We start from the raw sequence: 26,380 nt of genomic DNA, 5'->3' as shown, positions 1-26,380 counted from the left end.
GTGTTCATTTGGTTTTGCTGTCGGCCATGTCTAAAACTTCTTTAGTGCAGGCGATGCTGGTGTCTTTGATGCGTTTTTTCAGCTCGTCGCTCATGGAGTCGCTACCGCCCAAAAGCGAGGTTGCTTCTTCAGGATTGATTTGGTCGACTGTTTTTTCACCGATGCAGCGGCAGATTTTTTCAGTGGTCGCGGAATCAAACGGGCTTTTTCCGGAAGCTTTTTCTACGCAGGCTTCGGTTGCCGAGCGGACAAATTCGGTGCGGAAACTTTGGGTAAATTCTTCTTTAAATTCGTTTTTTACTGATTCGCTGCACGCGCAAAGCAGGAGCGTGCAGGCTAGGGGTGTGCGTATATTCATGAGGGACGGTCGTTAATTGTTATGTTGTGAATTGTAGTGGAAAAAGGCTTAAGTATAAAGGGTTAAGGCCGTCTGAACGGGTATGGCGGAAAAATCGAAGCGTTTGGGTATGCATTCAGACGGCGGCGTTTATTTCGTTTTGCTTTCCAATATATAATGCGCGCCGGCATCTTGCGCTAAAATTTTGGCAAGTTCGGGCAGATTGTTTTGCAGCTGTTCGGCAAGCATATAGGGCGGGTTGATGATGAACATACCGCTGCCGTGCATACCGAAGCCGTCACTGCGCGGCGTATGGACATGAAGCTCGGCGTGCAGATAATTATCGGGAGCGATTTTTTTGAGTTCGTCCGGCAGTTTTCGGCTTTCTTCGCGGCTCAGGCAGGGATACCAAACCATGTAGCAGCCGGTTTCAAAGCGTTTCAAAGCATCTTTCAAAACTTGGACGACGCGGCGGTAGTCTTGTTTTTCTTCGTAGGGCGGATCAATCAAGACTGCGGCGCGGCGGGGCGGAGGAGGCAAGAGTGAAATCAAACCTTGATAACCGTCCGCTTGACTGACCTGTGCTTTACGCGCGGGACGGACTTCGCGCATATTGTTTTGCAAATGGACAAAATCGGTAGGGTGCAGCTCAAAGAGGCGCATTTTGTCGCTGTCGCGCGTGAGCGCCTGTGCCAGCCAAGGCGAGCCGCAGTAAAGGTTGTCTTGCAGCAGTATTTGTTTCAGACGGCCTACAAATTCGGCCAATTCGGCAGGCAGCTTGTCAGCTTGTTCCAAGAGCGCAATGCCTTGTTTGTATTCGCCGACTTTTTGCGCTTCATCGCCGCTCAAATCATACAAACCGGCACCACTGTGCGTATCGATATACCAATAGGGCTTGTCTTTACGGTTGAAATATTCGAGGACGAGGAAGAGGGTAAAGTGCTTGAGCATATCGGCATGGTTGCCGGCATGGAAGGCGTGGCGGTAGCTGAGCATGATCGGGCTGCGGAAATAAAAATCCGATTATACCCCAAACCATCGCCATCACTGCTTTCAGACGGCCTTTGTGCCTGGAAAATGCTACAATATCCGCCTCATCGTACCATCGGAAAGAAGACATCATGTTTACAGGCATCGTACAAGGCATGGGCAAAATTACAGACATCGCCCAACCTTCGCCCGACTTTCGTACCCACACTGTCGAGCTGCCCCCCGAAATCGCCGACAATCTGCAAACCGGCGCCTCTGTCGCCAACAATGGCTGCTGCCTGACCATTACCCGAATCGACGGCAACAAAGTCAGCTTTGATTTGATGGACGAAACCTTACGCAAAACTAATCTCGGCAGCTTGAAAGTCGGCGACAGTGTCAATTTGGAACGCGCGGCGCGGTTTGGCGATGAAATCGGCGGCCATGTGATGAGCGGCCATGTGATGGCGGTTACCCGAATTTCCCGTATCGAATCCAGCGAGTTCAATCGCACAGTTTGGTTTGAGCTGCCGGAAAATCTCAAGCCTTATATCCTGACCAAAGGCTTTGTCGGTTTGGACGGTTGCAGCCTGACCATAGGCGAAGTCAGCGACAGGGAATTTTGCGTACACCTGATTCCGGAGACTTTGGAGCGTACCCTGTTTGGCAGCCGCAAAGAAGGCGACCTCATCAATATTGAAATCGATCCGCAAACCCAAGCCGTTGTCGATACCGTGATGCGAGTATTGGCGCAAAAGGCCGTCTGAAAAAAAAGAAAGCCGAAATGAAATTATCCAATTTTTTGAAAAAAGCCAATTCCGTTTTAAACCGTCTGGATTTAATCCTGCCTGACGAAGCCGGTAAAACCGACTGGCGCGCTTTGGCCTTCCGTTGGCACAGCGTGGGAAAAAAAGGCATTTTGGAAAGCCTGCCGCGTCCGCATACGTTTCCTTTGAGCAGATTGGCGGCAGTCGGTTCGCAAACCGACAGGCTGAAACGCAATACCGAGCAATTTTTGGCAGGCCGTCCGGCAAATAATGTCTTGATGACCGGCGCGCGCGGTACGGGTAAATCCTCCTTGGTTAAAGCGTTGTTGCACGAATACGCCGAGCGCGGCTTGCGACTGATTGAAGTGGACAAAAGCGATTTGATCAGCTTGCCGGCTTTGTTGACGCTGTTGTCTGAGCGCCCCGAGAAATTTATCGTTTTCTGCGATGATTTGTCGTTTGAAACCGGTGATGAAACCTATAAAGCCTTGAAAACGGCTTTAGACGGCGGCCTGTCGCAACGTTGCACCAATGTTTTGGTTTATGCCACTTCCAACCGCCGTCATTTAATTCCCGAATACATGGATGAAAATGGCGGTACTACGGGCACTCGCGGCGAAATCCATCAGAAAGAGGCTGTCGAGGAGAAAATCTCCCTTTCCGACCGCTTCGGCTTATGGCTGAGTTTTTATCCTTTCGATCAAAACGATTATTTGACCGCCGTAGCCAACTGGTTGGACGATTTCAATGTGCCTTTTGACGATACGGCGCGCCAAGCCGCGTTGCAATGGGCGCAAATGCGCGGCAGTCGTTCAGGCCGCTCGGCATGGCAGTTTGCCTGCGACTGGGCAGGACGGTTACCGGAAGAAAGAGTGCTGGATTAAGGCTGAAAAAGTAAAGGCCGTCTGAATATGGTTTCAGACGGCCTTTTGGTATTTTTATTGATTCATCAGCGCAAGCATGAAGACAACCATTGCTGGCGTTGGCGCGGATTGAGCAGATGATAGAAGCGGTATTGGATTTCCATTTCGTCCACCGCATAGTCCATGCTGGAGAGGTAGCGGTTTTCAACATAATCGCGGGCGGCGTTTGAGTCGAATGAGTCGCCGGAGAGGATTTTGATGATGGTTTGACGGCGGTTGCGGTCGGAGCGTACGGTTTTACGGTAGGCTTTATCGTTGATTTGTTTGAAGTCGGTACGCAGGCGGCGCAGGGCGGCGTGTTGGTCGGCGGATAAATTGAGCTGTCGAATGTCGCAATTCGGGTGGAAGTCGTCCAAAGTGGCCAGAAACGGACCGGCATGTGCAGGCAGACTGGAACAGAGTAGGGCGAGTGCTAAGAAAATAAAAGTCGGATAGCGGGAAAGTGCAACAGACACGGTGTTTTCCTAATGTTTCATCAGGTTTGGAAATATAACCGATAAGCGTGTGAAAGGCAGTATCAATGCAGTTAACTTTTGTTAATGATGTTAGATTTTTTTGCAGATGTATGTAATCTAATAATTTATTTTCAAAGCCTTACTATGTGATTATAAGTTTCATTAATGTATATGAAATGTAAATTCATAAAAATGACGGCAGAGATATTGTCGGCAGCATACAACATAGGGTTAAAAATGCGATAATGACAAAGGAACACACTTTAGGAGAATAAACATGGCCGACTACCGTATTGCACCCAGTATTTTGTCTGCCGATTTTGCCCGTTTGGGCGAAGAGGTTGCCGAAGTGATCCGCGCCGGTGCGGATTTGATTCATTTTGACGTGATGGACAATCATTATGTGCCGAATCTGACTTTCGGCCCTATGGTTTGCGCGGCTTTGAAACCGTATGCAACCGTGCCGGTCGATGTGCATTTGATGGTTGAGCCGGTGGACGATTTGATTCATGCGTTTGCCAAAGCCGGTGCCAATATCATTACCTTTCATCCTGAAGCCAGCCGCCATGTCGACCGCAGCTTGGGTTTGATTAAAGAATACGGCTGTCAGGCAGGCTTGGTATTGAATCCTGCTACGCCGGTCAATATTCTGGAAAACGTTTTGGACAAACTGGATATGGTGTTGCTGATGTCGGTCAACCCGGGCTTTGGCGGACAAAGCTTTATCCCGAATACGCTGGTGAAAATCCGCAAAGTGCGTGAGATGTTGGACGAGTATGAACGGCAAAGCGGCCGCCATATCGCATTGGAAGTCGATGGCGGCGTGAAAACAGACAATATTGCTGAAATTGCGGCTGCAGGTGCGGATACGTTTGTGGCTGGCTCGGCGATTTTTGGCAAACCGGATTACAAAGCCGTTATCGATGAAATGCATCAACAGTTGGCGCAAGTCGGATAATTAAGCCGGGATATTCTTGGTTTCCAAACTTTTGAATCATCAATGTTTAATATTAAAGGCCGTCTGAAATGATTTTCAGACGGCCTTTTTTAGCCTAAACCCTTACAGCGGCCATTTCAATGCAGGATTGCTTTCAATGACTGCTTTGAATTGGTTTTGAATGCGCTCAATTGCTTCTTGCGTATCCGCTTCAAAACGCAATACCAAAATCGGTGTGGTATTGGAAGCACGCATCAGGCCGAAGCCGTCAGGGAATTCAACGCGCAAGCCATCGATGGTGATGATTTCGGTCGCACCTTCAAACTTGGCATTGGCAGCCAGCTCTTCAATCACTTTGTGGCCGTTGCTGCCTTCCGGCAGGTCGATGTTGAGTTCCGGAGTGGAAATGCTTTGCGGCAGCTTGTTCAACACTTCGGACGGATTGTCGAAGGCAGACAGGATTTCCAAGAGGCGTGCGCCGGCATACATACCGTCGTCGAAGCCGAACCAGCGTTCTTTAAAGAAAACGTGGCCGCTCATTTCGCCGGCAACCAGTGCGCCGGTTTTTTTCATGGTGGATTTGATGAAGCTGTGGCCGGTTTTTTCCATTACAGGTTCGCCGCCGTGTTCTTTAATCCAAGGCGCAAGCAGACGGGTGGATTTGACGTCGAAAATCACTTTGGCTTTAGGATTGCGGCGCAACACGTCTTGCGCAAAAAGCATCAGTTGGCGGTCTGGATAGATGATGTTGCCGTCTTTGGTGACCACGCCCAAGCGGTCGGCATCGCCGTCAAATGCCAAGCCGATTTCGGCATCGCTGTTTTTAAGCTCGACGATGAGGTCTTGCAGGTTTTTCGGTTTGGACGGATCAGGGTGGTGATTAGGGAAATTGCCGTCCACTTCGCAGAAAAGTTCGGTCACTTCATTGCCCAAACCTTTGTAGAGTTTGCCTGCAAATGCGCCGCCGACACCGTTGCCCGCGTCAATCACGATTTTCATCGGGCGTTTGAGCTTGATGTGGCCGACGATGTTGTTGTGGTATTCGCCGGAGATGTCTTTTTCGGTTACGCTGCCTTGTTTGTCGGCGGCAACAAAACCGTCTTTCTCAACAATAGCTAAAAGTTCTTGAATGGCTTCGCCTGCGAGCGTGTCTTCGCCGAGCATCATTTTGAAACCGTTGTAATCGGGCGGATTGTGGCTGCCGGTAATCATTACGCCGCTGCCGCCGCATTCGTTGATGGCTGCGAAGTAGAGCATAGGAGTGGCAACCATACCGACGTTGAGGACGTCGATGCCGCTGTCGGTAAAACCGCGTTGAATTTGTGTCATCAGGCCGGGACCGCTCAAACGGCCGTCGCGGCCGAGTGCGATGCGGGTAATGCCTTTTTCTAAGGCTTTGGTGGCAATGGCTTTACCGATTAAGTAGGCAGCTTCGGCAGTCAGGGTTTTACCGACGATGCCCCGGATGTCGTAGGCTTTAAAAATGTCGCGGGCGATATTTGCCATGTGGATTTCCTTTAAATTTAAGGGGAAATAATGGGGCTTATTTTAACACGGCTAAAAGGCCGCCTGAAGCATTCAGACGGCCTTTTGTCGTTACATCAAAGAACAGTGTTGCTTGGTCGAATCAATTGTTGAAAGTGTTGCACTGGTTGATGTCGCCGCTTTCCAAACCACGCTTGAGCCAAGTCATGCGTTCTTCAGACGAGCCATGGGTAAAGCTGTCGGGAACGACATAGCCCTGAGCTTGTTTCTGCAAGCGGTCGTCGCCGACGGATTCGGCGGCAAGCATCGCTTTTTTAATGTCTTCGGCTTTGAAGATATTGTTGTTGACGGCGTAGTGTCCCCAAATACCGGCGAAACAGTCGGCCTGCAATTCGAGTTTGACGGAAAGGGCATTGGCCTCTTTCTTGCCGACTTGTTGTTGCATTTTGTGGACTTTAGGCAGAATGCCGAGCAGGTTTTGAACGTGATGGCCGACTTCATGGGCAATAACGTATGCAAACGCGGCATCGCTAGCGGATTCGAGCTTGGTGCGCATGTCTTCGTAGAAACTCAAATCCAAATAAACTTTTTGGTCGCCCGGGCAGTAAAATGGACCCATGGCAGATTGGCCCGTACCGCAGGCGGTGGATGTACCGCCTTCATACAACACCATGGTCGTCGGTCTATAGCTTTGACCGTGTTGTTGAAAGTATTTGCCCCATGCTTTTTCCGTATCGGCAAGGACGACACGGGACAGCTCGTTCAATTCGGCTTCTTGTTGGCTGTCGAGTCGGGAAGCTTGCTGGGTAGGAATGCCCATCGAAGATGAGCCGCCAACCAAACCGCTCAAATCCACGCCGTAATATGCACCGACCAAAACCACGATAATGCCTAGTATGCCCGGCGTTTTGCCGCCACCGCCGCCGCCACGGCTTCCACGGCGATCTTCGACGTTTTGGCTTTGTTCACGACCTTTCCAATCCATAATGCGTATCCTGTATAGTTTTCATGCGGCGGATTATACTATGGAATGTCAAATGTGTTTGATCGAATTGCGAATATTGCTGGAGGCCGTCTGAAAATGCGGCATCGGGAAAGTGAAAACGGCAGTATCTTTCAGACGGCCTTGGTGTTTGTTAGAATGAACCAACCTACTATTGGGAGATATAAGATGAAAGTCAGCAGTAAAGCTATTGTCAACGGTGAATTTGAAGACAAATACGGCAAGCGCGGCAGTCAGTTCAGCCCGAGCGGTATGCCTTCTTATTCGATTCCTTTTGAAATCGAAGATGCGCCAGAAGGAACAAAATCGTTTGCCGTGGTGTTGGAAGACAAAGATGCCATTTCAGCATCCGGCTTCGTATGGACGCATTGGTTGATTTCGGATTTGAAACGCACTTCAGTGGCAGAAAATGAGAGTATTTCTGCAACAGATTTCACACAGGGCGCGAACACTTGGGCGAGTGCGTTGGGTAAATTTGAAATCGAAGAGGCTTCTTTTTACGGCGGTATGGCGCCACCGAACAACCGACATCGTTATGAACTGATTGTGTACGCGCTGGATACCGTTTTGGATTTACCGCGCGGTTTCCGCTTTAATGAGTTGCATTTTGCCATACAGGGCCATGTGTTGGATTCGGCATGCGTGGTCGGTACTTATGATGTGTGACGGTATGCGTCATTATTGAAAAACAGCCTGTCTGGTTTTAATTCGGACAGGCTGTTTTTATGGGAAATCAAATCAGTTAAACCACTTCGGCTTTAGTGATGATGACAGGCTCGCTCGGTACGTCGTCGTGGTAGCCGTGACGTTTGGTAGAAACGCCTTCGATGGCATCGACAACGTCAAAACCGTCAACGACTTTACCGAATACGGCATAGCCCCAGTCTTGGACTACGGTTTTGCCGTACAGCTCTTTAGAACGGAAGTTCAGGAAAGCGTTGTCGGCGGTGTTGATGAAGAATTGCGCGCTGGCAGAATGAGGATCGGAAGTACGCGCCATGGCGATGGTGTATTTTTCGTTAGGCAAACCGTTGGACGCTTCGTTTTGAATCGGATCGCGGGTTTCTTTTTCGTTCATGTTTTCATCCATGCCGCCGCCTTGAATCATGAAGCCTTTGATGACGCGGTGGAAGATTACGCCGTCGTAGAAGCCGTCTTTAACGTATTGCTCGAAGTTTTTAGCAGTAACGGGGGCTTTGTCGAAATCGAGTTCGATTGTGATGTCGCCTTTGTTGGTGTGCAGGATAATCATGGGTTTCCTTTCGTTAGAATCCGGTTTTGAATCATTCGTTAAATTGTGTCTGAACGAGAAACTTCAAGGCCGTCTGAAAAATATTCTTTCAGACGGCCTTGTTGTTTGGGTCGATGGTTTACATCAGTACAACATAAGCCCACAGAGCAACCAGTACCACGCAGAGGATGTTCAGCAATAAGCCGACATTCATCATTTCGCGTTGTTTGATTAAGCCTGTACCAAACACAATCGCGTTAGGTGGTGTGGCAACCGGCAGCATGAAGGCACAAGATGCGCCTACACCGATGACGAATACCAAGACTTGTTCCGGCAGGCCCATTTGCGCGGCGATGCTGGCGAAAATAGGCACAAGCAGGGCGGCGGAAGCCGTGTTACTGGTGAACTCGGTCAGGAAGATGATGAAGGTGGCAACCACGAAAATCACCAGCAATGCAGGAGAATGGGAGAACGTGGAAGCAACTTGCTGACCCAATGCTTCAGATGCGCCGGAAGATTGCAGCAATGCGCTCAAGCTGATACCGCCACCGAAGAGCATCAATACACCCCAGTCGGTATTGCGGGCAACTTCTTTCCATTGCGCCACGCCGAATACGACGACGGCAACGGCGGCAATCAGGGCGATAACGGTATCAGGGTTGGAAATACCGAATGCGGCTTTGATTTTGGAGCTGAATACCCAAGCGATGGCAGCGGCCAAGAAAATCAACAGCGCGATAACGCGGTGCAAAGTCCAAGGGATAGATTCGGCTTTAACTTCCACGCGCTCGTTCAAATTAGGTTTGAGGATGACGTACATGGAAAACAGCATCAGCGGCAGAATCAACAGCATCATCGGCAAGCCGAGCTTCATCCAGCCGACGAAGTCCAAGTTCAGCGCTTTGGCGGCAATCATGTTCGGAGGAGAACCGACCACGGTACCCAAACCGCCGATACTGGCGCAGTAGGCGATACCGAGCAGGACGAAAACGTAGGTTTTGCGTTCTTTTTCTTGGTCGAGGTGGCTCATCATACCCATTGCCAAAGGCAGCATCATCGCGGCAGTCGCAGTGTTACTGATCCACATAGACAGGAAGGCGGTAACGGCAAACAGCATCAATACGGCAACTTTCATATTGCCGCGGGACAGGCGCAACAGGCTGACGGCGATTTTACGGTCGAGACGCTGCATGTGCAGGGCGGTTGCAAGCGCAAAGCCACCGAAGAAGATGTAAATCGTCGGGTCGGAGAAACCTGCCATTGCTTTTTTGATGTCCATATCCGGGAGGCCGAGTACAACGGCAAGGATAGGGATCATCAGCGCGGTAACGGTAATGTGTACGGCTTCGGTAAACCAAAGTGCCGCAACGAAAAGCAACAGCGCGATACCTTTGTTGGCATCGGTACTGTAGGGAAGAATGTAATAAATGCCGAAGCAGACAACAGCAGAGATAATGGTCGTCAGCAGCCCTTTGAAGTCGGTAATCGGCTTCTGCGCACTGAGAAGCTCGACGTTTTCAGGATGCTGAGTCTTATCCTTGGCGTTTAAGTCCATGATGTATTCCTCTGAAACATGATTGGTTTTTCTTTTCAGCCGTACGTTCAGACGGCCTAATAGGTAACAGTATATTTGTAATTTAATGTAGTGTAAACAAATTGTAAATTATTTTTTAAAAATGAAATGAAAACCGGATAAGCAGCAAGAAAACTGCTTATCCGGCGGAATAAAGACCCATCGTGAGTTAGTAAGAATCAGGACAAATCGGTAAAACTGCCAAAATTACGGCAGAATCGGTAAAACTGCCAAAATTACGACAGAATCAGTAATACTATCCTGATTTATATGGATTTAAACGTTTTGCGCCAGATTGTCTTGTTCCTTAAACAACAAACCGCAAACGGCTAAACCAGCCGCCGCTAGCAAGGCTCCGGCAATGCCGATATTGGAAAGGCCGAACCAGACGGTTACATAATGCCCCAAAAGCGCACCGCCGCCGATGCCGACATTGTACAAACCTGAATAAATCGAGTTGGCCACATCTGTTGCATCCGAGGCAAATGCCAAGACTTTCGACACCATGCCCAAGCTGACGATGACGATGGCCACGCCCCAAATAAACACCAGCGCGTACACCGCATAAGGGAAAGAGGCAAACGGCAGAAGCAGCAGGGCGGAGAGCAGGATGACCGCCACCGCGCCAAGCATAAACAGGCGTTGCGATTTGGCAAACCATTTGCCAAACAGATAAGAAGCGGCGAAGCCTGCCAAACCGTACAGGCTCAAAACGATGGTGACTTGTTCAGCCTTAAATCCGCCAACTTGCAACACAAAAGGCTCGATATAGCTGTATGCCGTGAAATGTGCCGTAATAATCAACACCGTCATTGCATAAAGCAGCATCAGATTGCGGCGCTTGAACAAACTCGGCAGGCTGCTTAAAGAGCCGGTATTTTGGCTGGGTAAAGCAGGCAGATTTTTGGCCAACACCAGCATTACGCCGGCAGCGCAGACGCCGATCAGCAGGAAACTGAGCTGCCAGCCGAAGTATTGCCCGATCACGCGCCCCAGCGGAATGCCCAAAACCATCGCCAAAACCGTACCCGTACTGAGCAAGCCCAGAGCCTGATTGGTTTTGCCGGTGGGCGCAAGCCGTACCGCCAAAGAAGCCGTAATCGACCAAAATACCGCGTGTGTCAGCGCAATCCCGATACGGCTGACCAAGAGGATGTTGAAGTTCCAAGAAAAGAACGACAGCGCGTGAAACAGCGCAAACAGTGCAAACAGCATCAGCAATAATTTGCGCCGTTCGATGTTTTTCGTCATCAGCATCAGCGGCAGCGATAGGAGCGCAACAATCCACGCATACACCGTAATCATCATGCCCACTTCCGTTGCCGGTTTGTCAAAGCTCTGACCGATGTCGCTCAAAAGCGCAATCGGAATGTATTCGGTGGTATTGAAAATAAACGCCCCCACCGCCAGAGCGCATACGCTAACCCATTGTTTGAATGTTGAAGTCATTATTATGTCCGTTTGATGAAGCAAAGGGCGTTATTGTACGCCTATCTGCATTTTTCAGACGGCCTTAATGAAGAATTTGCAAGCTGTTTGTGTAAGGAGTAAAGTATTTGGCAACTATATTTGTTTGAATGAAAGGAAATACAAATGCAAACTGTTACCCTCAATATCGACGGCATGACCTGCGGCGGCTGCGTGAAAAGCGTAACCCGTCTTTTGGAAGGCGTAGAAGGCGTGGAAAAAGCAGAAGTCAACTTGGAAAACAAAAATGCAGTGATTACTTTTGATGAAAGCAAGACAGATACCGACGCGCTGATTGATGCCGTAGAAGACGGCGGCTATGATGTGGCTTTGTAACCGATAAGCGTATTTTTGAATAAAGGCCGTCTGAAACGCTTCAGACGGCCTTTGTCTCTTGATAACTTACTTTTTGCCATTATGTCGTTTTCGTTTGATAATACATAAACACAAAAAACACGCGTCAAACAATCAATAGGAGGCTTTGCCATGCAACAAAAAGTCCGTTTCCAAATCGAAGGCATGACCTGTCAGGCCTGCGCTTCGCGCATTGAGAAAGTGTTGAACAAAAAAGACTTTGTCGAATCGGCGGGGGTGAACTTCGCCAGCGAGGAGGCGCAGGTGGTGTTTGACGACAGCCAAACCTCCGCCGCCGACATCGCCAAAATCATCAAGAAAACCGGTTACGGTGCAAAAGAAAAAACGGAAGACGCGCTGCCGCAAGCTGAAGCAGAACACCATATCGGCTGGAGGCTGTGGCTTTTGCTGGCCATTAATATCCCGTTCTTAATCGGCATGGCAGGCATGATGATCGGGCGGCACGATTGGATGATTCCGCCTGTATGGCAATTTGTGCTGGCAAGCGTGGTGCAGCTTTGGCTGGCGGTGCCGTTTTACAAAAGCGCGTGGGCAAGCATTAAGGGCGGGTTGGCGAACATGGATGTGCTGGTTACCATCGGCACGGTATCGATTTACCTGTATTCCGTTTATATGCTGTTTTTCAGCACGCACGCGGCGCACGGCATGGCACACGTGTATTTTGAAGTAGGCGTGATGGTGATCGGTTTTGTGTCGTTGGGCAAATTTTTGGAACACCGCACCAAAAAATCCAGCCTCAACAGCTTGGGTCTGCTGCTGAAACTCACGCCGACCCAAGTCAACGTGCAGCGAGACGGAGAATGGAAACAACTGCCCATCGACCAAGTGCAAATCGGCGACCTTATCCGCGCCAATCACGGCGAACGCATCGCTGCCGACGGCATTATCGAGAGCGGCAGCGGCTGGGCGGACGAGAGCCACCTCACCGGCGAATCCAATCCCGAAGAGAAAAAGGCGGGTGGCAAAGTGTTGGCGGGTGCGCTGATGACCGAAGGCAGCGTGGTGTACCGCGCTACGCAGCTCGGCAGCCAAACCCTGCTCGGCGACATGATGAACGCGCTCTCCGAAGCGCAAGGCAGCAAAGCGCCGATTGCGCGCGTGGCGGACAAGGCGGCGGCGGTGTTCGTGCCTGCCGTCGTGGGCATCGCGCTTCTGACTTTTATTGCCACTTGGCTGATGAAAGGCGATTGGACGATTGCGCTGATGCACGCCGTTGCCGTTTTGGTGATTGCCTGCCCGTGCGCGCTCGGTCTGGCAACGCCCGCCGCGATTATGGTCGGCATGGGCAAAGCGGTGAAACACGGCATTTGGTTTAAAGACGCGGCGGCGATGGAAGAAGCCGCCCACGTCGATGCCGTCGTGTTGGACAAAACCGGCACGCTGACCGAAGGCAGGCCGCAGGTTGCCGCCGTCTATTGCGTGCCCGACAACGGCTTTGACGAAGACGCTTTGTACCGCATCGCCGCCGCCGTCGAACAAAACGCCGCCCACCCGCTCGCCCGCGCCATCGTCTCCGCCGCCCAAGCGCGCGGCTTGGAGATTCCCGCCGCACAAAACGCGCAAACCGTTGTCGGCGCAGGCATTACCGCCGAAGTCGAAGGCATAGGTTTGGTGAAAGCAGGCAAACTTGATTTTACCGAATTAAAGTTGCCTGAAAACCTTTCAGACGACGTCTGGCGCATCGCAAGTATCGTCGCCGTTTCCGCCAACGGCAAACCCATCGGCGCATTCGCACTTGCCGACGCGTTGAAAGCCGATACCGCCGAAGCCATAGGCCGTCTGAAGAAACACAATATCGATGTCTATATCATGAGCGGCGACAACCAAGGCACGGTCGAATACGTCGCCAAACAGTTGGGCATCACACACGCCTTCGGTAACATGAGTCCGCGCGACAAAGCCGCCGAAGTGCAGAAACTCAAAGCCGCCGGCAAAACCGTGGCAATGGTCGGCGACGGCATCAACGACGCGCCCGCACTCGCCGCCGCCAACGTCAGCTTCGCCATGAAAGGCGGTGCGGACGTTGCCGAACACACCGCCTCCGCCACGCTGATGCAGCATTCGGTCAACCAACTCGCCGATGCCCTGTTGGTATCGCAGGCGACTTTGAAAAACATCAAGCAAAACCTGTTTTTCGCCTTCTTCTACAATATCTTGGGTATTCCGCTCGCCGCGCTTGGCTTTTTAAATCCCGTCATCGCAGGTGCGGCAATGGCGGCAAGCTCGGTTTCCGTGTTGAGCAATGCCTTGCGCCTGAAACGGGTGAATATTGAGTGATATGGAAAAATCAAATGGAAAATAAAGCATTGTGGTATCAGCCTTTTGAGTTTTATAGTAAAGAAAATCCAGCTACTGCAAGTGATATCGCCGCATTCCATGCCCCTCTGCCTGAGAGCGAACGGGCAGACTCATTACGGCTTCTTGAAATCCATGCTGATCAACTGAATGCCACAGGATTTTGTTTGCCAAAGCATTTTTTTATCCCAGATGAGCTGATGCAGCTTTGGCAGTATTCTGTAAACGGCGGTATCTTGGGGAATCAGCAGGATTTTGGTTATTTTTCACCTGCTGAAGTCGTATCATTCTATTTTATCTATCAGTTTTGGCATTACGCTCCTAATTTGATGCCAATCGCGTTCGATGGAGGAGGTGTGTTTTACTGCTATGATTTCAGACAACCCGACCTTCCTCCGCAGGTTGTGATGAGCTCATCAGGTAATCTCGGCGAAAGTAGTGATGAGCTTATCCCAGTTGGCAATACGCTGGCTGAAGTATTGGCTAAAGAGATAATGTTGGATTGAGCGTAATAATATTGAGGCCGTCTGAAATATCGTTTTTTCAGACGGCCTTTAATCCATATTTTCTGATTTTGAGACCTAAGCGGGAGTATGTCGTATGGACATGATGTTGTTGACCAATATTGTATTGATTGTTTTATGTATTTTTACCATGTTGCTGGTGTGGTCGCGCAACTGGAAACGCAAGCAGGCGTATTTTGAGAAAATCAAAAGCAATCCGGAAAACCTCAAATGGGTTGGGCAAAATCTGACTGGTCAGGAGTGGAAGGATTTGAAAGTCGTGAGCGACCATTTTGGCCTACCCATGTTGCAGGCCAAGCAATTAATTGATTTTTATAAAAACAGTCAGCATTAATTTATGATTTAACGATAGAATTTGACTGAAGTTAAGGCCGTCTGAAATAGCACTCTTATAATAATATAAGTAATATTTCAGACGGCCTTGCTGTTGGTTCAAATAAAGGGAGGAGAACAAAAATGACCGTTTACTTAATCGGCGATTCCGTTCGGCTTGCATCGGAGCCTTACACACGCGCCGCTTTGCCTGAGGCGGATATTGTTTCTCCATCGGAAAACTGCCGCTCGTCGTATGATGTGCTAGAGCATATCGGGCAATGGACAGAGGGCGCGACTGTGGGAGACATTATCCACATCAACTGCGGTTTGCATGACATCCGCCACAATCAAGGCTGTAATGAGCCGGTGGCCGATATAGACACCTACCGCAACAACCTGACCCGAATTTTCGATTATCTGAAACAGATAGGTGCAAAAATTATTTGGGCGAGCAGCACGCCCTTTTTGGAAAGCGTACACAATATCGTCAAACCCTCGCGCCGTTATCTGGCCGACTTGAAGGCCTATAACCGTGTGGCTGAGGATTTGGCAAGGCAATATGGTTTTGCCGTCAATGATTTATACAGTCTGATGTTTGGGCAGGATTTGACTGATGTGATGCTGTGTGACGGACTTCATTTCAATGAGTTCGGCAGTAAGATGATAGGCAAGGCAGTAGCCGAAGCAATATTGAAACAGATGGACTAACCCTACTTAACTCGTTTTGTCATGTTTTGGCTTTCAGACGGCCTTTAAAGCTAAAGCAAAGTTCCCAATATCAGGTAATGCAGCACTAATTCTTATCAACATTTAATCCAGGAGTATGACCATGAGCGGCGAATTAGATAAAATCAGCGGTAAAGTAAAAGAAGTGGCTGGAGATGTATCCGGCAATGCTAAACTTGAAGCTGAGGGCTTGGTTCAACAAGGAATTGGCAAAGTAAAAGAAGTGGTCGGCGACATTGAAGAAAAAGTCGGCGATGTTTTGCAAAAAGGCAAAGAAGAAGCCGAGCATTTGGTTGATGAAGCCAAAGAAAAAGCTGAAAGCTTGATTAATGATATTAAAAGCAAATTTTAATATTTAAAGAATAAAAGGCCGTCTGAAAGATTTTCAGACGGCCTTTGTTTATGGTTTTAAAGCTTAGGCAAACTGTTTGCCAAATTCGATAAATTCGTCTTTTTTGGCTTTGGCTTTGCCGGAGTCGATGGCTTCTTGAGCGGCTTTGACACCATCCGCCAGCGAAGCAATCACATTTCCTGCATAGAGCGCGGCAGCGGCATTAAGGACGACGATATCGCGTGCGGCACCGGCTTTGCCGTCCAACACTTCGTTCATTTTTTGCAGGGATTCTTGCGCGTTTTCGACTTTGATTTCGTCTAAATTGCGGCGGACTTCCATGCCGAAATCGGCTGGGCTGATGTCGTATTCGGTGATTTTGCCGTCTTTCAGTTCGGCAACGCGGGTTTTGCCGGTCAGCGTGATTTCATCCAAACCGCCTTCGCCGCACACAACCAAAACATGTTTGGAGCCAAGCTGTTGCAATACGCGGGAAAGAATGCCGCACAAGTCGATGTGGAACACGCCCAAGAGTTGGTTTGCCGCGCCGGCAGGATTGGTCAGCGGGCCCAAGATATTGAAGATGCTGCGGAAGCCGAGCGAACGGCGGACGGGGGCAACATAGCGCATGGCGCTGTGATGGTTGGGTGCGAACATAAAGCCGATGCCGGTTTGCTGAATGCTTTGGGCGACCTGTTCGGGGTTGAGGTTGAGGTTGGTGCCCATTTGTTCCATGACATCGGCAGCGCCGCTGGATGAAGAAACGGAGCGGCCGCCGTGTTTGGCGACTTTCGCGCCTGCCGCAGCCGCGACAAACATGGAAGTCGTGGAAATATTGAAAGTTTTGGCACCGTCGCCGCCTGTGCCGACAATATCGACCAAGTCATCGGCGTTTTCCAGCGGCACTTTAGTGGCAAATTCGCGCATCACGCTGGCTGCGGCGGTAATCTCGGAAACGGTTTCAACTTTAATCCGCAGGCCGGTCAGAATGGCGGCGATTTGCTCGGGCGGAACTTGGCCGCTCATGATTTGGCGCATGAGGTCGGTCATTTCATCGTAGAAAAGTTCGTTGTTGCTGATGAGGCGTTCAATCGCTTGTTGAGGGGTAATCATGATTTTTCCTTTGTTCGTGTCCGATGTGATTCAGGCCGTCTGAAAATGCGGTTTGAACACTGTCAAACACATTTCAGACGGCCTTTCATTAAGATTTTTGCGGACGATAGTCTTTGAATTCTTCCAGGAAGTTTTTCAGCATATCGTGGCCGTGTTCGGTCAGCAGGGCTTCGGGGTGGAACTGTACGCCTTCGACGGCATATTCTTTGTGGCGTACGCCCATGATTTCGCCGTCTTCCGTCCGCGCGGTAATTTCGAGGCAGTCGGGCAGGGTGGCGCGGTCGATGGCCAGGCTGTGGTAGCGCGTGCAGTTGACCGGATTGGGCAGGTCTTTAAACATGCCTGTGCCGTGATGGAAAACGGGGGAGACTTTGCCGTGCATCATTGTTTGCGCGCGCACGACATTGCCGCCGAACGCTTCGCCCATGGTTTGATGGCCAAGGCACACGCCCATGACGGGCAGCCTACCGGCAAAGTGCTGCATGGCTGCAACAGAAATGCCTGCTTCCTTAGGGGAACAAGGGCCGGGGCCGATGACCAGATATTGCGGTTTCAGGGCTTCGATTTCTTCGATGGTGATTTCATCGTTGCAACGTACCAAAACTTCCTGCCCCAATTCGGCAAAGTATTGGACGATGTTGTAGGTGAAGCTGTCGTAATTATCAATGAATAAAAGCATTTGCAAACCTTTAATGACATTTTGGCAGTCAGGGTAAGGCCTGCCAAAAGTGTAAAAATCGTTTATGTTTGCATAATATCACAATCTTTACCTAAAGGCCGTCTGAAAAGGCGGATAAGACAAAACAGCTAAAAAATGCTATGCTTTACGCTTTGAACCTAATCTGTTTGAAGTGATGAAAAAGTATCTTATCCCGACTGCCGCCGTCGTTGTCGCCGCTGCGCTCGGCACGCCTTATTATCTTGGTGTCAAAGCGGAAGAAAGCCTGACCGAGCAACAAAAGCTGTTGCAGGAATCCGGTTTCCTGACCGTTGAGTCCCACCAATACGATCGCGGCTGGTTCAGTTCAACCGAGACGACCGTCATCCGCCTCAAACCGACCCTGCTTCAAAATACCCAAAAATACCTGCCGGACAATTTGAAAACCGTCCTGCAAGAGCCGATTACGGTCATCAACCATGTGACACACGGCCCGTTTGCCGGCGGCTTCGGCACGCGTGCACACGTGGAAACCGAGTTCCAATACCATCCGGAAACCAAAAAAGTTTTGGACCGCTTCTTCGGCCAGCAAACGCCGTTGACCATGACCAATACGGTTTATCTTTCCGGCGACGGCAAACTCAGCCTCAATATCCCTGCCTTCGACTATGAAGAGCTTTCCGGTATCAAGCTCAACTGGAAAGGCTTTGGCGGCAATACCGATTACAGCCAAGGCTTCAAAAGCTACCGCCACGATTACCTTGCGCCGTCTTTACAAGTCAAATTGGCCGACAAAGGCGATGTGTCTTTGGAAAACCTGCGCTTCCAATCCGAAACGGAAGACGGCCTGACCAAGCTTTCTTTGGGCAAGAGCAGCATTACGCTGGATAAATTCCTGCTGCAATGGAAAGAAAACATCGATTACAACGTTAAGTTGAACGAACTGGTCAACCTTGTGACCAATCTGCAAATCGGTGCATTCATCAATCCGACCGGCACGATTGCTCCGTCTAAAATCGAAGTCAGCAAACTGCGTTTCGATACACAAACCGGCGAAGTCGATAAATTCATCAACAGCGAAGGCCGCTTCCAATTTGAAAGCCTGACTTATGGCGAAGACAAATACGGCCCTCTGGACATCAATGTTGCTGCCGAGCATTTGGATGCCGCATCACTTCTGGCATTGAAAAACAAAATTGCCGAAGTGTCCGTGAAGAAAATGAGCGAAGAAGAAATTCAGGCTTCCCTGATTCAGACGGCCAAAAACGAGGCTTCAGGCCTGTTTACCAATAATCCGGTTTTAAACGTTAAAACCTTCAAATTCACCATGCCTCATGGCGATGTCGATGTCAGCGGCAAACTTGCGTTTAAAGGTTTGGCAGCCAAAGACCTCAACAATTTGGGCGATATGCTGAAGAAAACCGAAGCCGACTTCAATATGAGCGTACCGCAAAAATTGTTGGAGCAGCTCGCCGTCAACCAAGCAAGCAGCCTGTTTAGCGTCAATGCCGAAGATGAAGCCGCAGGCCGCGCCAGCATCGACGATATTAACGAAACCTTGCGCCTGATGGTGGACAGTACCATCAAAAGCATGGCAAGCGAGAAATATCTGACCTTAGAAGACGATAATGTCAAAACCCATCTGACTTTGCAAAACAGCGAGTTGAAATTAAACGGAAAAGTCCTTCAAAGCGATCCGGAACCCGAGTTTGACGAAGCAGACTTTCCCAATAACTAATCCTCAATCACACAAACAGCGGTTTTAACTTCTCAGAAGTTAAAACCGCAAATCAACCCACAATCAAAAAGGAAACCCATGTTCCGTACCATGCTCGGCGGCAAAATCCACCGTGCCACCGTTACCGAAGCCGACCTCAACTACGTCGGCAGCATTACCGTTGACCAAGACCTGCTGGATGCGGCAGGTATTTGCGTTAACGAAAAAGTCGCCATCGTCAACAATAACAACGGCGAACGTCTTGAAACCTACACCATCCCCGGCGAACGCGGCAGCGGCGTCGTTTGCCTCAATGGCGCGGCCGCGCGTTTGGTTCAAAAAGGCGACATCGTGATTATCATGTCTTATGTCATGTTGTCCGAACCCGAAATTGCAGCGCATGAGCCGAAAGTCGTCCTCGTCGATGAGAACAATAAAATCCGCGACGTGATTTCTTATGAGCCGCCGCACACCGTGTTGTAATATTCAAACAAAGGCCGTCTGAAATGTTTCAGACGGCCTGTTTCCCAAATTCAACTTATCTGAAAGGTTTTGCCGTGAATATCCAAATCAACAATATCACCGTCAGCAACGATGCGCCCTTTACCCTTTTCGGCGGCATCAATGTCCTTGAAGACCTCGACTCTACGCTGAAAGCCTGTGAGCAATACGTTAAAGTCACCAATAAACTCGGCATTCCTTATGTGTTCAAAGCCTCTTTCGACAAGGCAAACCGCTCTTCTATTCACTCTTTCCGCGGTGTGGGCCTGGACGAAGGCATGAAGATTTTTCAAGCGGTGAAACGCGAGTTTAACGTTCCCGTGATTACCGACGTTCACGAGCCTTACCAATGCCAACCGGTTGCCGAAGTCTGCGATGTCATCCAGCTGCCTGCCTTCTTGGCGCGCCAAACCGATTTGGTGGTGGCAATGGCGAAAACCGGCAATGTCATCAACATCAAAAAACCGCAATTCCTCAGCCCGTCTCAAATGAAAAACATTGTGGAGAAATTCCAAGAAGCAGGCAACGAGCAAATCATTTTGTGCGAACGCGGCGCAAACTTCGGCTACGACAATTTGGTGGTCGATATGCTCGGCTTTGGCGTGATGAAAAAAACGTGTAACAACCTGCCCGTTATTTTTGACGTAACCCATTCCCTGCAAACGCGCGAATCCGGTGCCGCTGCATCAGGCGGACGTCGCGCCCAAGTATTGGACTTGGCACTTGCCGGTATGGCAACCCGATTGGCCGGTTTGTTCCTTGAATCTCATGCCAATCCCGACCAAGCCAAATGCGATGGACCAAGCGCATTGCCGCTTGCCCAATTGGAAGACTTCCTGACCCGTGTTAAAGCGATTGATGAAACCGTGAAATCGTTTGCACCTATGGATATTCGTTAAGGGCGAATAGTTGAAAGGCCGTCTGAAAGCATTTTCAGACGGCCTTTTTATCGGCGTTACTGTCCGCGTAAAAACAACGCATCCAATTCTTTTAAAGTCAGTTTGACCCATGTCGGACGGCCGTGGTTACACTGGTTGCTGCGCGGCGTGTTTTCCATATCGCGCAGGAGCGCATTCATTTCTGGCAAGGTCAGTTGGCGGCCGGCGCGGACTGAGCCGTGGCAGGACATGGTGGCGAGGATGTGGTTTTCGTGTTCTTCGATGGTTTGGCTGCTGCCGACTTGGGCGAGTTCGCCCAATACATCTTTGGCCAGCGAAACGACGTCGGCTTTACCGAGCATGGCAGGAACTGCGCGGACGGCAAGGGTATTGCCGCCCATGTCGGACAATTCCAAGCCAAAGCCTGTCAGCATTTCGGCATGATCGGCAAGGGCGGCGCATTCTTCGTGGGACGCGGCAAAGGTTACGGGAATAAGCAGGCGCTGGCTTTGTAGATTGCCGTTTTCCTGACGTTGGCGTTTCATTTTTTCGTAGTTGACGCGTTCGGCGGCGGCGTGCATGTCGATGAGCAGCAGGCTGTCTTCGGCTTGGGCGAGGATGTAGATGCCTAATAGTTGGGCGATGGCAAAGCCGAGCGGCGGCAGTTCGGATTGGGAGGGAAGGCCGTCTGAACATTGCTTATCTGTTTTGGGAGTAGGCGTTTCAGACGGCATATTACCGAAACGTGCCTGCTCGAATTGGCTCAACTCAAGGTCGATGTCGTCGGTTTTTTTGTAGAGCTCGGCATAAGTATTCATGGCTGCGCGGCTTTCGCGCAGAGACAGGCTGCGTTGTTGCGGCGCACGCGCGGCTTGGTAAGGCATAGGCGCGGTTTTGCCTGATGAACCAAAGGCATTGCGTGTATCGGTTTTTTTGCCCGTCGGGTAGTTGGATGAGCTATCAAACAGATTTTCGCTGTCATTTTCAGACGGCATTGGGGCAGGAGTAACGCCGGTAATGTCATGCAACACTTCGCCTGCGTTGCTGACGCTTTCGGTCAGGTCGGCGCGTGTGTCGGCAAGGGCTTTGTTGAGCGTGTGGAACACGAGTTGGTGCACCTGCTGGCTGTCGCGGAAGCGGATTTCGGTTTTGGTCGGGTGGACGTTGACATCCACGGCTTCGGGCGGCAGGTCGAGGAAGAGGACGAAAGCAGGCGTCAGCGCGTTGTGCAATACGTCTCGGTATGCCTGCTTGACGGCATGAAGCATGACTTTGTCGCGCACGAAGCGATGGTTGACGAAGCAGTATTGTTTGTCGGTTTTACCTTTGGCAAAGGTCGGCTTGGCAATCGCGCCATAGAGCCGCAATGCGCCATTGCCGCTGTCAATTTCCAATGAGGCCGTCTGAAAATCATCGCCGACAATGGCGGCAATACGTTCATGCAGGCTTTGTGCAGGAAGTTTGAACACTTGTTTGCCGTCGCGTTTGAGTGAGAAGGCAATGTGCGGATGCGCCAGCGCAAGACGTTCGAGCATGGTGGCGCAGTGGGCGTATTCGGTGTTTTCGGATTTGAGGAACTTGCGCCGTGCAGGGGTATTGAAGAAGAGTTCGGCAGCTTCGATGGTGGTGCCGACGGGGTGGGCGGCGGCGGTGGGGCTGCTGAGTTTGCCGTCTTCTGCTTTGACTTGGGTCGCGTGTGAACTGTCTTCTTGACGGCTGGTCAGGGTCAGGCGGCTGACTGAGGCGATACTGGCCAAACCTTCGCCACGAAAGCCCATACTGGCAACGTGTTCCAAATCGTTTAAGGTTTTGATTTTGCTGGTGGCGTGGCGGTGGAGCGCAAGCTCGATGTCGTCTGAGTGGATGCCGCTGCCGTTGTCGCTGACGCGAATCAGGCGGATACCGCCGCCGGCCAGCTCGACATCAATCGCTGTCGCGCCTGCGTCAATACTGTTTTCAACGATTTCTTTCAGAGCGTTGGCAGGGCGTTCAACCACTTCTCCGGCGGCGATTTGGTTGACAAGATGGTCGGGCAGTGCGGCAATTCGGGACATCGGTTTCTTTCAAAAAAGCAACGGCGGAAGGGAAAATTACAGGTATTTGCGCATCAATTCGCATTCGACACGGACGGTTTTGTTCAGCTGCAACACGGCAGTACCGAGCGATTCATAACGATTGAGGCGATAGAAAGGCACGGAATTGAGCGAGGCATACAGTTTGAGAAAGCTGAGGCCTGCATTTCGTGCCATTTCTTCGGCGCGGCTGAGCAGGGCCGTACCCAAGCCGAGATTGTGGAAGAGCGGATGGACGTATAAGGCGTCCAGTTGCGCTTCTTTGAAATCGACTTGGAAAAAGCCTTGAATCAGCCCTTTGTATTCGACCACCCACAAGGCTTTGTTTTTATCGGAGATGGTTTCCAAATAGCTGTTGATGTCGAGCAGACTTTCCCATGTGTGCATAATAGTTTCATCATAACAGCGAATGCAGGCGTATTGAACGGCATGCAGATGGGCGTTGTGTATAGCTTGGCAGTCTTTTTCGGTTGCCGGACGGAGGATGGTCAGAAGGCTCATGGCGGATGGTCGGAAAAATTGATTTCAGACGGCCTTTTGCAATCAAAGGCCGTCTGAAAAAAGTGGGTAAGGTTACAGGCTTTGATGTAAGGTTTGTGCGGTTTGGAACGCGTTGTCCGCATCGTTGGCCAAGACGGTAAAGTGGCCCATTTTTCGGCCTTTGCGTGCGGCTTTTTTGCCGTAAAGATGCAGATGCGTATTCGGGTTGCTTTGCAGCGGCAGCCATTCGGGTTCGCCGCCGTCTTCCTTCCAAACGTCGCCCAAAATATTCGCCATACAGCAAGAAGTCAGCAATTTGGTATCAGCAGGCGGCAGATTGCACATAATGCGTACCTGCTGCTGGAACTGGTCTGCGGCGCAGGCATCCAGCGTATGGTGGCCGGAATTGTGCGGGCGCGGGGCGATTTCGTTGACGACCAATTCATGCGTGTCGCCGACGACGAACATTTCCACCGCCAACACGCCGACATAATCCAATTCGTCCGCCAAGCGCTGCGCCATCTGCCGCGCCTGTTGCTGCACGTCGGCACTCAGCCGCGCAGGGACGATGGAATAAGCCAAGATGCCGTTTTCGTGGATGTTTTCAGCAGGATCGAAGGTTTGCACGTTTTCATTGTTCAGACGGCATACGATAACGGAAATCTCGCCGCGCAAATCCACCATTTTTTCCAAAACGCAATCCACGCCGCCGTGTTCGGCAAACGCGGTTTTAAGTTCGTCCACCGTTTTGACGCGGATTTGACCTTTGCCGTCGTAGCCCAAAGTCGCCGTTTTCAGGATGCCGGGCAAAAATTGCGCGCTTTCGTCGCTGATGTCGTCTGAACGGCAAACCACCTGATACGGCGCGGTTTGCAATCCCGCTTTGCGTATCCACGCTTTTTCCTGAATACGGTTTTGCGCGATGGCAACGCAGTCGCCGCTCGGAGAAACGTTGGTATGCTTTGCCAGAAAGCGCATCGCGTCGGCATTGACGTTTTCAAACTCGGTCGTAACCGCCGCGCATTTTGCCAATTCTTCCAAAGCGGCTTGGTCGTCAAACGGCGCGCACAAATGGCGGTCGGCAAATTCCGCCGCCGGCGCGTTCGGATCGGGGTCGAGAACGGTTACTTTGTAGCCCATGGTTTTGGCGGCAACGGTAAACATTCTGCCTAATTGGCCGCCACCGAGGATGCCGAGCATTGCGGGCGGAGAAAGAGATATGTTTTTCATGCTGATTCTTCAAATTGTACAAGTTGATATCTATAACTAATTCTTGACGGATGTCTTGTATCGCTGGAATTACCAGTTTCAGAAATACAGAATACTTTTTCCATAAATTTTTCTGTTTTTAGAAATTCCAGTATTCTGTTTTTTTCATCCTTATAAGCACCGCGGTCTGTACCCCATGCAAGAACAATCATATCAGCATCTTCCAAACATCCTTTAAATTTGGAAAAATCGGTTTGGGTGTTTGCCCTAATTCCTGTTTGCTGTGTAGAGTAACTGGAAAAAATATTTAACATTTTGAAGTTGGTAAAACCGTACATATCCAAGAAACGTGCAAGTTGGGTAAGGGTTTTGTCGCTTCTTTCATCATTTGCTTTACTTGGATTAATTCCTATAGCAACAGCTGAGAAATTTTTAGGATTTTCTGTGTTGCCGCTCCATCTAACCGTTAGGATTTCTCGATTTTTTTCATTATCTGTATAGAGACCATCTTTGGTAGTCGGTCTGAGTGTTTGGCGAAGCTCATAAAGTTTTTCATAAGTCATTTATCCAACCCCTCCTGCACCATCTGCGCCGCCAGAACCACAGCTCGGGCCTTATTCTGCGTTTCCTGCCATTCGGAAGTCGGGTCGGAGTCGGCAACGATGCCTGCGCCGCTTTGGATGTATAGGGTATTGTTTTTCACTACGGCGGTGCGGATGGCGATTGCTAAGTCCATGTCGTTGTTGAAACCCCATACGCCGACGGCGCCGCCATAGATGCCGCGTTTGCTGGGTTCGACTTCTTCGATGATTTCCATGGCGCGGACTTTGGGTGCGCCGGAAAGTGTACCTGCCGGGAAGGTGGCGGCGAGGATATCCATGTTGGTCATACCGTCTTTCAGACGGCCTTCGACGTTGGAAACGATGTGCATTACATGGGAGTATTTTTCAATCACCATTTTGTCGGTGACTTTGACTTCGCCGGTTTTACTGATGCGGCCGACGTCGTTGCGTCCTAAATCAATCAACATGACGTGTTCGGCAATTTCTTTGGCATCGCTCAGCAGGTCTTGTTCGTTGGCGAGGTCTTCGGCTGGTGTTTTGCCGCGCAGGCGTGTGCCGGCGATAGGGCGGACGATGACATCGTCGCGTTCGCGGCGGACGAGGATTTCGGGGGAGGAGCCGACAATATGGAAATCGCCGAAATCGTAGTAAAAGAGGTAAGGCGAAGGGTTGAGCGTGCGCAGAGCGCGGTAGAGGGCAAGCGGGCTGTCGGTGAATTCCATGCTCATGCGCTGGCTGGGGACGACCTGCATACAGTCGCCTGCGAAGATGTAGTCTTTGATTTTGTTGACGCAGGCTTTGAACGGCTCTTCGCCGAATTCGCTGACGGCTTCGGTGTGTTTGCTGCCGAGGGAAAGCGGGATGGCGCAGCTTTGGCGCAACTGGGTGCGGATGTCTTCGAGTCGTTCGCGGGCGCGTTCGTAGCCGTCGGGCTGCGAGGGATCGGCGTAAACGATGAGGTGGATTTTGCCGCTCAAATTGTCGATAACCGCCAATTCTTGCGACAACATCAGCAAAATATCGGGCGTGCCGAGCGGGTCGGCTTTGGCGTTGTTTTTCAGGCGGTGGGCAAAGTGTTCGAAATTGTAGATGGTTTCGTAACCGAAGTAGCCGACTAGGCCGCCGGTAAAGCGCGGCAGACTTGGGATTTCAGGCGTTTTGAAGCGGTTGTGAAAGGCTTCGATAAATGGCAGCGGATTGCCGTCGTGTTGCTCGACGATTTCGCCGTTTTGATAAACATCGACGTGTTTGCCACTGACTTTGAGATAGTAGCTGCAAGGCAGGCCGATAAAGGAATAGCGGCCGAAACGTTCGCCGCCGACAACGGATTCAAGCAGGTAGGTGAAAGGCTTGTTGGCAAGTTTGAGGTAGATTGAGAGCGGTGTGTCCAAGTCGGCAAGCAGCTCTTGAACGAGTGGAATGCGGTTGTAACCTTGTGCGGCTTGGGCTTGGTATTCTTGTTTGCTGATCATCTTG

General features: G+C 50.6%; 28 protein-coding genes. 13 read left to right on the top strand and 15 right to left on the bottom strand.

Translation table 11 applies throughout. From position 1 onward, the window contains the following. Positions 1-4 precede the first annotated feature (4 nt). Positions 5-358: a hypothetical protein gene (locus FAH66_RS05105; protein ID WP_049351359.1), complete on the bottom strand. Its 354-nt coding sequence runs from the start codon at positions 356-358 to the stop codon at positions 5-7. A gap of 129 nt (positions 359-487) precedes the next feature. Further along, positions 488-1,333, bottom strand: coding sequence for a 23S rRNA (adenine(2030)-N(6))-methyltransferase RlmJ (locus tag FAH66_RS05100; RefSeq protein WP_137040897.1), 846 nt, complete (start codon positions 1,331-1,333; stop codon positions 488-490). A gap of 125 nt (positions 1,334-1,458) precedes the next feature. Here FAH66_RS05100 and FAH66_RS05095 point away from each other — a divergent pair, with 125 nt between their 5' ends. Together FAH66_RS05095 and FAH66_RS05090 are read left to right on the top strand one after the other, a co-directional pair. Further along, positions 1,459-2,073: a riboflavin synthase subunit alpha gene (locus FAH66_RS05095; protein ID WP_137040896.1), complete on the top strand. Its 615-nt coding sequence runs from the start codon at positions 1,459-1,461 to the stop codon at positions 2,071-2,073. Between the two features lie 17 nt (positions 2,074-2,090). Continuing rightward, positions 2,091-2,957 (top strand): ATP-binding protein, encoded by an 867-nt coding sequence (locus FAH66_RS05090; RefSeq protein ID WP_137040895.1) that lies wholly within the window; start codon positions 2,091-2,093, stop codon positions 2,955-2,957. Between the two features lie 65 nt (positions 2,958-3,022). On the opposite strand, the gene FAH66_RS05085 is transcribed toward FAH66_RS05090, so the two are convergent. Next, complete coding sequence (locus tag FAH66_RS05085; RefSeq protein ID WP_003683375.1) at positions 3,023-3,451, bottom strand: Spy/CpxP family protein refolding chaperone; 429 nt, start codon at positions 3,449-3,451, stop codon at positions 3,023-3,025. Positions 3,452-3,728: 277 nt separating this feature from the next. Between FAH66_RS05085 and rpe the strand changes: the two genes are divergently transcribed. Further along, the gene (rpe, locus tag FAH66_RS05080; protein ID WP_137040894.1) at positions 3,729-4,409 is read left to right on the top strand and encodes a ribulose-phosphate 3-epimerase; all 681 of its coding nucleotides are present in this window, start codon (positions 3,729-3,731) and stop codon (positions 4,407-4,409) included. Positions 4,410-4,511: 102 nt separating this feature from the next. Here rpe and FAH66_RS05075 read toward each other — a convergent pair whose 3' ends face one another. Next, positions 4,512-5,894, bottom strand: a complete 1,383-nt coding sequence (locus FAH66_RS05075) for a phosphomannomutase/phosphoglucomutase (RefSeq protein ID WP_137040893.1) — start codon at positions 5,892-5,894, stop codon at positions 4,512-4,514. Between the two features lie 121 nt (positions 5,895-6,015). Continuing rightward, complete coding sequence (gene ypfJ, locus FAH66_RS05070) at positions 6,016-6,858, bottom strand: KPN_02809 family neutral zinc metallopeptidase (protein WP_137040892.1); 843 nt, start codon at positions 6,856-6,858, stop codon at positions 6,016-6,018. Between the two features lie 186 nt (positions 6,859-7,044). Here ypfJ and FAH66_RS05065 point away from each other — a divergent pair, with 186 nt between their 5' ends. After that, positions 7,045-7,542, top strand: coding sequence for a YbhB/YbcL family Raf kinase inhibitor-like protein (locus FAH66_RS05065; RefSeq protein ID WP_070749591.1), 498 nt, complete (start codon positions 7,045-7,047; stop codon positions 7,540-7,542). Between the two features lie 76 nt (positions 7,543-7,618). On the opposite strand, the gene FAH66_RS05060 is transcribed toward FAH66_RS05065, so the two are convergent. From FAH66_RS05060 to FAH66_RS05050, 3 genes are all read right to left on the bottom strand, one after another. Beyond that, on the bottom strand, positions 7,619-8,128 hold the full coding sequence (locus FAH66_RS05060) for a peptidylprolyl isomerase (RefSeq protein ID WP_070632836.1): 510 nt from the start codon (positions 8,126-8,128) through the stop codon (positions 7,619-7,621). Between the two features lie 118 nt (positions 8,129-8,246). Continuing rightward, a complete protein-coding gene (locus FAH66_RS05055; protein ID WP_137040891.1) occupies positions 8,247-9,662 on the bottom strand; it encodes an SLC13 family permease in 1,416 nt (471 codons plus the stop codon). A gap of 294 nt (positions 9,663-9,956) precedes the next feature. Further along, positions 9,957-11,129: a sugar transporter gene (locus FAH66_RS05050; RefSeq protein ID WP_137040890.1), complete on the bottom strand. Its 1,173-nt coding sequence runs from the start codon at positions 11,127-11,129 to the stop codon at positions 9,957-9,959. A 144-nt stretch (positions 11,130-11,273) separates the two neighbouring features. On the opposite strand from FAH66_RS05050, the gene FAH66_RS05045 reads away from it, so the two are divergent. The 6 genes from FAH66_RS05045 to FAH66_RS05020 all read left to right on the top strand — a co-directional run bounded on the left by FAH66_RS05045 (position 11,274) and on the right by FAH66_RS05020 (position 15,734). After that, a complete protein-coding gene (locus FAH66_RS05045) occupies positions 11,274-11,483 on the top strand; it encodes a heavy-metal-associated domain-containing protein (RefSeq protein WP_137040889.1) in 210 nt (69 codons plus the stop codon). A 150-nt stretch (positions 11,484-11,633) separates the two neighbouring features. Next, positions 11,634-13,799 (top strand): heavy metal translocating P-type ATPase, encoded by a 2,166-nt coding sequence (locus tag FAH66_RS05040; RefSeq protein WP_137040888.1) that lies wholly within the window; start codon positions 11,634-11,636, stop codon positions 13,797-13,799. Between the two features lie 14 nt (positions 13,800-13,813). Then, positions 13,814-14,323, top strand: a complete 510-nt coding sequence (locus tag FAH66_RS05035) for an SMI1/KNR4 family protein (protein ID WP_137040887.1) — start codon at positions 13,814-13,816, stop codon at positions 14,321-14,323. Positions 14,324-14,417: 94 nt separating this feature from the next. Next, positions 14,418-14,675, top strand: coding sequence for a hypothetical protein (locus FAH66_RS05030; protein ID WP_137040886.1), 258 nt, complete (start codon positions 14,418-14,420; stop codon positions 14,673-14,675). Between the two features lie 122 nt (positions 14,676-14,797). Continuing rightward, positions 14,798-15,364, top strand: a complete 567-nt coding sequence (locus FAH66_RS05025) for an SGNH/GDSL hydrolase family protein (RefSeq protein WP_137040885.1) — start codon at positions 14,798-14,800, stop codon at positions 15,362-15,364. 121 nt (positions 15,365-15,485) lie between these two features. After that, positions 15,486-15,734: a CsbD family protein gene (locus FAH66_RS05020; RefSeq protein ID WP_208648090.1), complete on the top strand. Its 249-nt coding sequence runs from the start codon at positions 15,486-15,488 to the stop codon at positions 15,732-15,734. Positions 15,735-15,797: 63 nt separating this feature from the next. Here FAH66_RS05020 and trpD read toward each other — a convergent pair whose 3' ends face one another. Together trpD and FAH66_RS05010 are read right to left on the bottom strand one after the other, a co-directional pair. Beyond that, positions 15,798-16,826, bottom strand: coding sequence for an anthranilate phosphoribosyltransferase (trpD, locus tag FAH66_RS05015; protein WP_137040883.1), 1,029 nt, complete (start codon positions 16,824-16,826; stop codon positions 15,798-15,800). A gap of 88 nt (positions 16,827-16,914) precedes the next feature. Beyond that, positions 16,915-17,505, bottom strand: a complete 591-nt coding sequence (locus FAH66_RS05010; RefSeq protein ID WP_137040882.1) for an aminodeoxychorismate/anthranilate synthase component II — start codon at positions 17,503-17,505, stop codon at positions 16,915-16,917. 175 nt (positions 17,506-17,680) lie between these two features. Between FAH66_RS05010 and FAH66_RS05005 the strand changes: the two genes are divergently transcribed. The 3 genes from FAH66_RS05005 to kdsA all read left to right on the top strand — a co-directional run bounded on the left by FAH66_RS05005 (position 17,681) and on the right by kdsA (position 20,601). Beyond that, positions 17,681-19,222 carry a YdgA family protein gene (locus tag FAH66_RS05005; RefSeq protein ID WP_137040881.1) on the top strand — a complete coding sequence of 514 codons (1,542 nt, stop codon included), beginning with the start codon at positions 17,681-17,683 and terminating at the stop codon, positions 19,220-19,222. 78 nt (positions 19,223-19,300) lie between these two features. After that, a complete protein-coding gene (gene panD, locus FAH66_RS05000; protein ID WP_003678944.1) occupies positions 19,301-19,684 on the top strand; it encodes an aspartate 1-decarboxylase in 384 nt (127 codons plus the stop codon). 74 nt (positions 19,685-19,758) lie between these two features. After that, entirely contained in the window at positions 19,759-20,601 is an 843-nt protein-coding gene (kdsA, locus tag FAH66_RS04995) for a 3-deoxy-8-phosphooctulonate synthase (RefSeq protein ID WP_107723130.1), read from the top strand. A gap of 56 nt (positions 20,602-20,657) precedes the next feature. On the opposite strand, the gene mutL is transcribed toward kdsA, so the two are convergent. From mutL to trpE, 5 genes are all read right to left on the bottom strand, one after another. Continuing rightward, entirely contained in the window at positions 20,658-22,634 is a 1,977-nt protein-coding gene (mutL, locus tag FAH66_RS04990) for a DNA mismatch repair endonuclease MutL (protein ID WP_137040880.1), read from the bottom strand. Between the two features lie 36 nt (positions 22,635-22,670). Next, on the bottom strand, positions 22,671-23,153 hold the full coding sequence (locus tag FAH66_RS04985) for a GNAT family N-acetyltransferase (protein ID WP_003683615.1): 483 nt from the start codon (positions 23,151-23,153) through the stop codon (positions 22,671-22,673). Positions 23,154-23,225: 72 nt separating this feature from the next. After that, positions 23,226-24,362 (bottom strand): 5-(carboxyamino)imidazole ribonucleotide synthase, encoded by a 1,137-nt coding sequence (locus FAH66_RS04980; RefSeq protein ID WP_137040879.1) that lies wholly within the window; start codon positions 24,360-24,362, stop codon positions 23,226-23,228. After that, positions 24,359-24,904 (bottom strand): DUF1643 domain-containing protein, encoded by a 546-nt coding sequence (locus tag FAH66_RS04975; protein ID WP_137040878.1) that lies wholly within the window; start codon positions 24,902-24,904, stop codon positions 24,359-24,361. Before FAH66_RS04975 ends, FAH66_RS04980 begins: the two co-directional genes overlap by 4 nt. Continuing rightward, entirely contained in the window at positions 24,901-26,376 is a 1,476-nt protein-coding gene (trpE, locus tag FAH66_RS04970; RefSeq protein ID WP_137040877.1) for an anthranilate synthase component I, read from the bottom strand. The genes FAH66_RS04975 and trpE overlap by 4 nt, the downstream gene beginning before the upstream one ends. Positions 26,377-26,380: the final 4 nt, after the last annotated feature.

The sequence above is a fragment of the Neisseria subflava genome (assembly GCF_005221305.1).
GTDB lineage: Bacteria > Pseudomonadota > Gammaproteobacteria > Burkholderiales > Neisseriaceae > Neisseria > Neisseria subflava.
The sequence above is the reverse complement of the archived record's forward strand: the minus strand, read 5'-3'. Positions and strand labels throughout refer to the sequence as shown.